Source organism: Nonomuraea sp. NPDC050202 (assembly GCF_040656115.1).
Lineage (GTDB): Bacteria > Actinomycetota > Actinomycetes > Streptosporangiales > Streptosporangiaceae > Nonomuraea.
Genome location: NZ_JBFALF010000094.1, coordinates 1 through 7,869, shown reverse-complemented (window position 1 = coordinate 7,869; position 7,869 = coordinate 1). Strand labels below are relative to the sequence as shown.

The following is a 7,869-nucleotide window of genomic DNA, read 5'->3' as shown; positions in this document are numbered from 1 at the left end:
CGCTACGACAAACTGGCCGTGCGCTACGAAGCGACCGTCCACATCGCCGTGATCGACACCTGGCTATGAGCCCACCACTTCTGAAACGCGCCCTAACAGACCGCCGGCGGCCGCCGCCGAGCCCATGGTGATGAGCTTTCGGCGGTTGATCGTTCCCTCGGACATGTGGTCCTTTCTCTCGGACAAGTGCGAGCGACTGCGGGGTGGCCGTGCTCGCGGGGGTACGGCCCCACGGTCATAATGATCGCTTTCGTCCCCCCGCGGAGGCGGATTCGCGATCAACGCGCCGCCCCGGCACGCCGGCGATCCCCTCGGCCGGCGAGATCATCTGCCGTCCGGTGTCCTGGCCGTGGCGTTCTCGTGAGGGAACGGCTCGTCGGGGATCGGGAGGCCGAGCGCGGCGCACAACGGCTGCCAGCCGTCGGCCGGCTGCCATTCCAGCAGCCGGTGCGCCGGCACGGTGGCGCGGACCTCGGCGAGGTGCCGTTCGTAGGCCGCGATGACCCTGTCACGGTCATGGGGGTCGCCGAACGCGCCGCCGAACAAGGCCCGCATCATCTCCTCCAAGGCACCGCCCTGCTCAGGACCGGCAGTGGCGAGCAACGGCGGCCGCCCGCCTGCGGGACCCCCGCCCATCAGGTGGCGCGCCCCGTCCAGCACCGTCCGGTCCACGCTCTGATACCAGCGCTCGGCGCTTTCCCGCCGGGACAGCACCACCAGCGCGTCCGGGAACGCGGCGGACAGTTCCCGCCAGAACCACGACACCGGCCAGTCGACCCCGGCGGCGTACCCTGCGAGAAACCGGCGCCAGTCCGGCACCGCTCCCGCGCAGGCGTCACGCCAGACCGCGGCGTCGTCCGGCCGCCCGAACAATTCCTCCATGTGGTAGCAGGGCTTCCCGAGCAGCCGCTCCAACGCCACCTTCAGCGACGTCGTCCCCGTACGCGGAAACCCCGCCCCCACAACGCGCCAACCCATACCGGCCCACCCTCTCCCGTTCACGACGATCCGAGCCACCGACCCACATGCCCGACAGGCTGCACGGCAAGAGCGGCCTCACACCCGTAAAGGTCGCCGCTCCCCTGGCTCGCAGCCGTACGGCCTGAGGCACGCCGCCGTCTCCCCCTGGCTCAACGCGGGCGTGGCCGACCGGGCAGGAGACGACATGGACGTGCTCCTCAGGGTTACGCCAAGCACCTCGACGGTCACCAGGAGATCGCCAACAAGCGGATGAAGGACGCCCTCGCCACATGATCTTCCAGCACTACATCGAAGGGTCCCGGAACTTAGCCTCGGGCCCTCCTGGACTTGCCGCGCTGCCCATGGACGGCGAAGGCCACGGCAAGGTTCCCCTGAGCGCGGGACTGCACTCCGTCTCCTCACGCCGAATCAGCGCCAGGAACGTAACCAGCACTGCGCCCGCCAAATAGTGCAGGATCGGCCCGAACTTGACGATGCCCCAACCACCGAGACGGAGCGTGTCCGTACAGCCTTCCGAGACGAACTGAACGGCGTAGGGGATGGTGAACACCCCGGCGATGATCACGAACAGCGCCGCCGTCAGCCACGCGGCGACCATGCCCACCTGCCCCGAAGAGCGAGAGTCGCAGACAAACCAAGCACCATCACCGTGGTAGGCCAGCCGTTCAACTCCGCAGTGACGGTCTGCCAGTCGATCTCTGTCAGCCGGCCCACATCCGTAAGGGCCATCGGCTCGGAACTCAAGGGGCACGTATTGCCTTGCCATGAGTTAGGTCGGCCCTTCGGGAAAGTACAACGAGAAGGTACGCATGGCCGGAGCCGCCAGAGCCGCCAAAGTCAGCGAGGGCACTCCCCAGCGCGGGGGAGGCGCCGATAACGGAAGCAAGATCGCCGCCACGTGGTCGTAGATGGGGGGCGCCCAGCCTAGATCATCACATCCTTCGAGAATGAGGTACGGGGCTTCGATGCGCCCTCCGATGAAGAGGTCTTCGCAGCGATCCGACGGGTGGTCGAAGGGCTCAACAACGTCGACGGCGCCCATGACGATCACCACTACGACACGATCGAGAGGGAGGAGTTGTGCGAGTTCATCGACGGCGTGCTCAGCGAGGCCGGAATAGATCTTGATGGACTCGCTGCTCGTCGTGGAATCGAGCGATTCGAGATCACAGACGAATGGCGTGAGTGGTGATGCACTCCACGAGCCATCCTGCTTGATCATCCCGTCTGCCGCCGTGCTTCCACCTCAACCGCCTACGGCCCCAAGACCTGGCGAGGCGATCATCCCGGAGTGGGAGCGCCCCCTGCCGGAGGCATAAGCGTTGTTGCCTTGTGCGCCATGAGTTCGAAGGCGCAGGCGTTCAATGAACGCGGCGATACTGTCGAAGACCCGACCTCCGACGACCTGCATGGTTTGTTGCGCGGGTTGACTGCGTCCAACCGTTTCCTCGTGGTCGAGCGCCTGGACGCAGAAAATGACGAGTACTACATGCAGGCGTACCTTCGGGACGACTGGCTGGAGTACCGCAACGGCTGTGCGGGCGCACATTTCCGTGCTTTCTGCCGTACCCTCCAGGTTTGGTGCAACGGCGGCGCGCTGCGCCGCCGCTCGACGAACGCGGCGGTGTCTCGCGCCCCACCTGGAGTCCGGGTGGATCCTCTCCGTCGTGACCCGCCACGGCGATACGCCGGCCAAGGGCACCACGATCTGGCGGGGCCCCGCCTAACCGCTCGACGACGTCCCGGCTCTACGCCTCACCCGGAGTCCGGGCCGGGTGATACATCGCGTGGCTGGACGAGCTAGTCAGGTGTCACCCCTCAGCGCAACGCCTCACTGAACCAGCCCCGCATACATTCCACCGGCCCGGCCGGCGGGCCCCCGCCTAAGGGCGTTGCCCGGGTTCGTCCACCACGGCGATGGCGGTCCGGATGGATTGCCGGTAGACGGCGCCCGCCTCGATCACCCAGCCGCCGGTCGGGCTGGGGCTGGGAGCTGATTCGCCGCCGCGCCGCACGAAGAACCCGTCGTGGAGCGTGTGGTCGCGGACGGCGGTCTCCCTGGTGCCGCGGTAGGCGAAGGTCTCCGGGTCCAGGAACAGCTCCGACCGCAGCCATTCGCGCGCGCCCAGGCTGACCGCCAGCGCCGGACGCTCCTCGGGGTCCGTCGCCGCCTCGTTCACCGTGACCCCCGGCAGGAGCGCCATGGCGCGGAAGACCGTGGCCTCGACCTCGGGCGGCACCAGGTTGTCGGAGAGCAGGGTACTGAGCAGCCCGAACGTGAACACATCACCACTGACCGGATCCGGGGCCGCCTCGTTACCGGCGAACCTCTCGCGGATCCGCTCCACCACCGCCTCGCGACGGGCCGTGCTCTCCCGGAACAACGCCAGCAGCGCCTCGGGATCGGTGGGCAGGGCGGCGATCGTGGCGTAGTCCTTGGGCGTGTTCCCGCCCAGGTTGTGGATCTCCAGTTTGCCGTCGCGTTCTCGGGCCACCAGCTCGCCGTCGGCGCGTCGCCAGGCGGTCTCCGCCTCACTCTCCAGCGGCGTCCGCGCGGTCACTGTGTCGCCGTCGCGGGCCTTGTGGAACCAGGTGCGGGTCTCGGTGTAGATCCACTGATCCGGGCGCGGCTCACCGAAGGACCTCGCCTGTGCCGCATCGGCCGCCCTGGCCAGGACCACCTGCGCGTGTGCCGCCGGGATCGGTCCGTCGCGGAGCTGGACCGCCGTCAGGCCCGCCGTCGCGACCACGGCCACCGCGGCCACGGCGAGCGCCCGTGCGGCCCACCTGCGCCGTCCGACACGCGCCGGAATCAGGCACCGGTCGACAGCCGCCCGGCTCGGCAAGCCCGCGGGACCCCGGACATCCCCCGGCGAAGCCGGAGCCGAAGCCGAAGTCGAGCCCGGAGCTGAAGCCGAAGCCGCAAGGCACCCGCTCGCGCGCTCCAGCAAGGCCATCCGTGCCGCGTGCCGTACCTCGGCCGGCGGTGGTTCCGGCTGCCCCCACGCCTCACGCAGCGTCTCAAGATCGTTCATCGTCGATCCTCCCCAGGGCCGCCTGGATCCTCTTGCGGGCACGATGCAGCCGCGAGCGGGCCGTACCGGCCGGAATGCCGAGCGCCCGGCCGGCCTCCTCCGATGTGAGCTCGGCCCAAGCGACGAGCAGGAGCACGTCACGGTCGGCACCGGAAAGCCCGGCCAGCGCTGCCGCCAGCCGGTTGCGGTGCGCGACGGCGTCCAGCGAGGACGCCACACGGTCGGCGTGATCATCGCCCGGCTCCTCGGCGCCGGTCCTGGCCAGCGCCCGGTACTGGCGCACCTCGGCCCGATGATGGCGGGCGATGAGGTTGGAAGCGATCCCGAACAACCACGGCCGCGCGTCGGCCCGGCTCACGTCGTACTGCTCGCGCTTGTCGAAAGCGATCAGGAAGGTCTCCGCCGCGACGTCGTCGGCCAGGCTACGGCCCAGCCGCCGGTCGGCGTAGGCGTGGATGCAGTCGTAGTGGCGGTCGAACACGGCGGCGAACTGCTCCGGCTCCCGCCACGAACGCCGGATGAGCGCGGCGTCCTCGACGGCCTGAACCGGCATCGTCACGCTCACCTCTCGGTCCCTGGTTTCATCGATCCTGCCCTTCTGTCACACCTCCTTCGCCGACCGCCGGAGAAGTGTTCGCGGGCGAGGCGACCACCACGGTCGTGCGGCACCCGCAGCCGCCGAAGTGCCAGGCTGTGCCGGCGACGGTCCGGTGACGTGGGCCGGCCAGGCATGACGCTTCAGGGTTCATCCCGAAGGCTGCGGCGACGAGTTTGGGATCCATGGTGTTGACCAGGTCGATCAGGCGGGTGGAGCGCAGCATCCGCGGTGAGAGGCGGGCCGGTTCCAGGATGTGACTGACATAGGCGACGGAGGCCGGTTCCGGCCCGCTTCGGTGCCTTTTGGCGACCATCAGATTGGAGTTGCTGGTGCATTGGGTCTCGCGGCGAGCCATACACCGCTGCACGGTGGTCCAACGGATCGGGTCCAGGGGCACCGGGTGGGGGCCTTGCCCGAGGCGGATGGTGCGGCCGGCGGGATCGATGTCATCCAGCCGCAGGTGGCCGACCTCACTGCTGGAAGCGCCGTGCAGCAGGGCGAGGATGCCGAGCAGAGCCTCGTGCGGGTGGAAGCCGGGTCAGTGTCTCGCGCGGGCGTTATTCCGCGGCTCATTCCCGGTACTCCTGTCCTTCGCGTAGTCGCGTAACGGACCAGACCCCGGGTCGCGGCGCCAGTTCCTAGCAGTTTCTCACTCGCAGTGCTCACCCTGTCATCGTCGGCCCGCTCGCCGCACTGACCACCCGCCTCGACGCCATGCTCATGTCACAGCCCGGCGCAAACCCACTCCCCCGCCGGAGGCCGCCTAAGACCCACTCACGGCACCTACCTCGTCCGAGCTATTAACACCGCTCCGCAGACGCCCCCTCAAGGGGCAGGGGCCGACGGGAGAGGGCCCAGGTCGCGGATGATCCCGGCCAGGGCCCGGATGGGCTCGCTCTCCGCCTCGCTCCGCCACACCAGCGCGTACTGCAGCGGCTTCAGATCGGTGACCGGCAGGTAGGTGATGTCCGGTCGTGCCCAATAGCGGGTGACGTGGGCGGGGAAGAGCACCACCAGCCCGTCCATGCTGGCAAGGGTCATGGCCTCTTCCGCGTCGCGCACCACGGGGCCGCGCTCGATCTGACGGCCCCGCCGGGTGAGGCGCGGGGCGTAGACGTCGTACCAGTAGCCGGGCCCGGTGTCGGCGTGCGGGTGCTGGAAGTCGGACATCATCTCCAGCGAGACCGTCGCGCGCGGGGCGAGCTGGTGGTCGGTGGCGACGGCCAGCACGCGCTGCTCGGCGAACAGGACCGGCCCCACGGTGAGGTCGGGTTCGTCGATGGGGAGCCAGCTCACCAGGACGTCGATGTCTCCGCGTCGCAGCGCGGGAAAGGCTTGGCCCACCTGCGCGCTGTGGATGCGCAGCTTCCACTGCGGATGGCGGAGGCGGAAGACGTCCCAGTAGGGGCGCAGGTCGTAGGCGTTGAGCGGCAGCATGCCGACGCGCAGCGTGCCGGTGATGCCCTGGCCGGCGAGCTGGGCGCGTTCCACGCTGTCCTTCAGCCTGGCGTAGAGCGGCCGGAGGTCGTCCCGGAGCTGCCGCCCGACCGGTGTCAGCCGAACCGTGCGGTTGTTGCGCTCGAACAGCGGAGCGCCGACCTGCCGTTCCTGCTTCTGGATCGCCTGGGTGACGCGAGCGGGCGACAGGCACAGCCGGGTGGCGGTGCGGCCGAAGTGCAGTTCCTCGGCCAGGGTCAGGAAGATCTCGATGTCACGCAGTTCCACGCCTGACCTGCTCCGTTCACTCACGCTGAAGGTGATCTTGCGGGTTCCGTCGTTGTTTCGGGTGCTCACCGTACTTGATCCTCAATTCGTACGATTCGCCTTGTCGAGGGAGCACGTGGATGGACGTCCTTGTTTGCGGTGCCGGCGTCGCCGGGCCCGCCCTGGCGTACTGGCTGCGGCACCACGGGTTCACCCCGACCGTGGTGGAGCGCGCCCCGCGGATGCGCGCGGGCGGGTACGCGGCGGGCCTGCGCGGCGAGGCGCTGGACGTGCTGGACCGGATGGCCCTGCTGGAGCAGGCCGAGGCGCTGGACCTGCGTCTGGGTGATACGGCGATGGCGGACGAGTACGCCGCGCTGCCCGTGGCGATCTGCGCGGGCGACCTGGAGATCCTCAGGGACGACCTGGCCGGCCTGCTGTACCAGGCCACCCGCCGGGAGGTCGAGTACGTCTTCGGCGACTCGATCGCCACCCTGGAGCAGACCGCCGACGACGTGCGGGTCACCTTCGACCGCGGCCGGCCGCGCCGCTTCGACCTGGTGGCCGGCGCCGACGGGCTGCACTCGCGCACCCGCTCGCTGGCCTTCGGGCCGCACGAGCGCTTCGTCCGGCACCTGGGCCTCTACACGGCGGTCTTCGGCTTGCCCGGTCACCTCGGCTCCGAAGACGGCAATCGGGTCCACCGCGTGCCGGGCAAGGCGGCCGCGGTGCTCAGCACCCGCGACGGCGCCCGAGCGCGTGCCGCCCTGCACTTCGCCTCCGGGCCGCTGATCTACGACCGCGATGACGCCGGGGAGCACAAGCGCATCGTGGCCGAACAGTTCGCCGGCGAAGGCCGACTGGCCCGGCGCCTGCTGGAGGAGATGTGGGGAGCGGAGGACCTCTTCTTCGAGGCGAACGCCCAGGTTGAGATGGACCGCTGGTTCTCGGGCCGGGTGGTGCTGCTCGGGGACGCCGGTTACTGCGCGGCGCCGGCCTCGGGTCGCGGCGCCTCCCAGGCGTTGATCGGCGCCTACATCCTGGCCGGCGAGCTGGCCGCCGGCGGCGGCCACGCGGAGGCGTTCGCCGCCTACGAGTGGGAAATGCGCGGCTTCGTCGCTGAGCACCAGCACATGGCGTGCGAAGGCGCCGACCAGTTTTTCCTGGGCACGCCTTCGCAGGAGGGACTCGACCGCACGGCGGCGGCCCGCCCGCAACTCGTGCGGCTCAAGGACTACGTTCCCGGCTTCGCCGTGGAGCGGCCTTCACCCGGCCGCGCTGCCCGCTGACCTGGCGCTGCCATGTCAGCGGCGGCGTCAGGGCGCCGACGGCCTGATGTCAGGTCCCTTCGCAAGGGTGAACGAGCGAACGCCGGATCGGAACGGAACCGGCGGACCAATCATGACGACAAGGAGACAAGGATTATGGCAATCGGCAGGAACGGCTTCTCCGATCAGGGTCTGCGCAGGCTGCGTGAGGTGCTGGCGCGGCATGTCGATTCCGGCAGGATCCCGGGGCTGGTGGCGCTGGTCAGCCGTGGCGGTCGGACGC

Annotated in this window: 8 protein-coding genes; 1 reads left to right on the top strand and 7 read right to left on the bottom strand. The window is 69.5% G+C overall.

Translation table 11 applies throughout. From position 1 onward, the window contains the following. Positions 1-324: 324 nt before the first annotated feature. The 7 genes from AB0I79_RS62860 to AB0I79_RS62830 form a co-directional block, all read right to left on the bottom strand. Positions 325-978 carry a sulfotransferase family protein gene (locus AB0I79_RS62860; RefSeq protein WP_357896155.1) on the bottom strand — a complete coding sequence of 218 codons (654 nt, stop codon included), beginning with the start codon at positions 976-978 and terminating at the stop codon, positions 325-327. Between the two features lie 286 nt (positions 979-1,264). Beyond that, complete coding sequence (locus AB0I79_RS62855; protein WP_357896152.1) at positions 1,265-1,579, bottom strand: hypothetical protein; 315 nt, start codon at positions 1,577-1,579, stop codon at positions 1,265-1,267. 171 nt (positions 1,580-1,750) lie between these two features. Continuing rightward, positions 1,751-2,203: a hypothetical protein gene (locus AB0I79_RS62850; RefSeq protein ID WP_357896149.1), complete on the bottom strand. Its 453-nt coding sequence runs from the start codon at positions 2,201-2,203 to the stop codon at positions 1,751-1,753. 661 nt (positions 2,204-2,864) lie between these two features. Next, positions 2,865-3,938 (bottom strand): CU044_5270 family protein, encoded by a 1,074-nt coding sequence (locus tag AB0I79_RS62845; protein ID WP_357896161.1) that lies wholly within the window; start codon positions 3,936-3,938, stop codon positions 2,865-2,867. A gap of 64 nt (positions 3,939-4,002) precedes the next feature. Further along, positions 4,003-4,569 (bottom strand): RNA polymerase sigma factor, encoded by a 567-nt coding sequence (locus AB0I79_RS62840; RefSeq protein ID WP_357896158.1) that lies wholly within the window; start codon positions 4,567-4,569, stop codon positions 4,003-4,005. 28 nt (positions 4,570-4,597) lie between these two features. Continuing rightward, entirely contained in the window at positions 4,598-4,969 is a 372-nt protein-coding gene (locus tag AB0I79_RS62835; protein WP_357896146.1) for a hypothetical protein, read from the bottom strand. Positions 4,970-5,439: 470 nt separating this feature from the next. Beyond that, positions 5,440-6,339 carry a LysR family transcriptional regulator gene (locus AB0I79_RS62830; protein WP_357896143.1) on the bottom strand — a complete coding sequence of 300 codons (900 nt, stop codon included), beginning with the start codon at positions 6,337-6,339 and terminating at the stop codon, positions 5,440-5,442. A 119-nt stretch (positions 6,340-6,458) separates the two neighbouring features. Here AB0I79_RS62830 and AB0I79_RS62825 point away from each other — a divergent pair, with 119 nt between their 5' ends. Continuing rightward, a complete protein-coding gene (locus AB0I79_RS62825; RefSeq protein ID WP_357896141.1) occupies positions 6,459-7,607 on the top strand; it encodes an FAD-dependent monooxygenase in 1,149 nt (382 codons plus the stop codon). Positions 7,608-7,869 lie beyond the last annotated feature (262 nt).

Coding starts and splice junctions, on each gene's coding strand:
- AB0I79_RS62825 (WP_357896141.1), top strand. CDS start 6,459: ATGGACGTCCTTGTTTGCGGTGCCGGCGTCGCCGGGCCCGCCCTGGCG.
- AB0I79_RS62835 (WP_357896146.1), bottom strand. CDS start 4,969: ATGGCTCGCCGCGAGACCCAATGCACCAGCAACTCCAATCTGATGGTC.
- AB0I79_RS62850 (WP_357896149.1), bottom strand. CDS start 2,203: ATGATCAAGCAGGATGGCTCGTGGAGTGCATCACCACTCACGCCATTC.
- AB0I79_RS62845 (WP_357896161.1), bottom strand. CDS start 3,938: ATGGCCTTGCTGGAGCGCGCGAGCGGGTGCCTTGCGGCTTCGGCTTCA.
- AB0I79_RS62855 (WP_357896152.1), bottom strand. CDS start 1,579: ATGGTCGCCGCGTGGCTGACGGCGGCGCTGTTCGTGATCATCGCCGGG.
- AB0I79_RS62860 (WP_357896155.1), bottom strand. CDS start 978: ATGGGTTGGCGCGTTGTGGGGGCGGGGTTTCCGCGTACGGGGACGACG.
- AB0I79_RS62840 (WP_357896158.1), bottom strand. CDS start 4,569: ATGCCGGTTCAGGCCGTCGAGGACGCCGCGCTCATCCGGCGTTCGTGG.